Annotated in this window: 1 protein-coding gene; it reads left to right on the forward strand. The window is 49.9% G+C overall.

The window, feature by feature from the left end:
• Positions 1-121: 121 nt before the first annotated feature.
• Entirely contained in the window at positions 122-1,372 is a 1,251-nt protein-coding gene (locus PsAD26_RS23055) for a site-specific integrase (protein ID WP_063312294.1), read from the forward strand.
• Positions 1,373-1,396 lie beyond the last annotated feature (24 nt).

Consider the following 1,396-nt stretch of genomic DNA (forward strand, 5'->3'; position numbering starts at 1 on the left):
CCAAAGGTCGTCAAAAGCTGTCATGCCGTCAGAAACAGCTGCAAACGGAGGCGTTTTTCAACTTCAAAATTCGTATGTGTGGTGGCTCCTGTCACGAGCCGTCAGCGGGAGAGGTATGTCTATGCCGAACATAACGAGGCGAACGGTGGACGCGGCAAGGCCAGCAAGCAAAAAGCAAATCTTCTGGGATAGCAAACTCAAAGGCTTTGGCCTTCAAGTGATGCCAAGCGGAGCAAAAACATTCGTTGTGCAATATCGCACGCATGAAGGCCGCTCCCGTCGTATGAGCCTTGGCAGATATGGTGAGCTAACACCAGATCAAGCCAGAGGCTTGGCGACCAACGTGCTAGCAACGGTCCGTAACGGTGATGATCCCTTGTTAAAGCGGGAAAACAAAAGATCTGCTCCCACGATGAATGTTCTTCTTGATACTTACATGAGCAAACACGTGCAGGTTCATAATAAGCCCAAGACAATGAAAGACATTGAACGTCTCCTAAAGCGGTGTGTTCATTCACGATTGGGGCAAATGAAACTCAACTCTGTCAGGCGGCAGGATATTGCAAAGCTGCATCATTCGTTGAGAGCAACACCTCGTCAAGCCAATCAAGTTCTGGCGGTCTTATCTAAGGCGTTCAATCTCGCTGAAGTATGGGGCCTAAGGCCAGAGCACAGCAACCCGGTTCGCTTGGTCAAGCGTTATAAAGAAAACGAGCGTGATCGTTTCCTGTCAGAGGAAGAGTTGCGAAAACTGGGGCGTACCCTTGAACTAGCGGAGCATGAAGGACTTCCTTGGATCATAAAAGCCGGGAAGGATACAGTTAGGCATTTGCCCAAGGATATCGCAAAGCGGAAGACACCTGTAAATCCGAGAGCTCTTTATTGCTTACGTCTGCTCCTTTACACCGGTGCGCGCTTGAGTGAAATTGCAACCTTGAAATGGGAGCATATTGATTTTGAGTTGGCCACGATTGCACTGCCTTCAAGGAAAGGGGATGAACGTAAACCTCATCCGGTAAGTAGTAGTGCCATCGAAATACTCTCTGAGATCCCACGATTGGGTGGTTCATCTTATGTTTTGCCCGGCTGTAAAGATCCGACACAACCTATTTCGATTGAGGTGATTGAGAATGCATGGCAGCGCATCCGCATCCATGCCAATATTCCTGATGTTCGTATTCACGATCTGCGCCACACGGTTGGCACTTTCGCAGCTCAAGCAGGCAGCAACGCCTTCCTCATCAGCCACCTTCTGCGCCACCGCAACGTAACCATCACCAATCGCTATGTGAACCATGATGCCCATCCAATCCGGGTGCTGTCAGAGACGATTGGTGAACGGATTGAGGCTGGATTGGAAGGACGAGAATGAGAACTCCGCGGCAGGCATTTGGAG

Source organism: Pseudovibrio sp. Ad26, from assembly GCF_001623285.1.
Classification (GTDB): Bacteria; Pseudomonadota; Alphaproteobacteria; order Rhizobiales; family Stappiaceae; genus Pseudovibrio; species Pseudovibrio ascidiaceicola.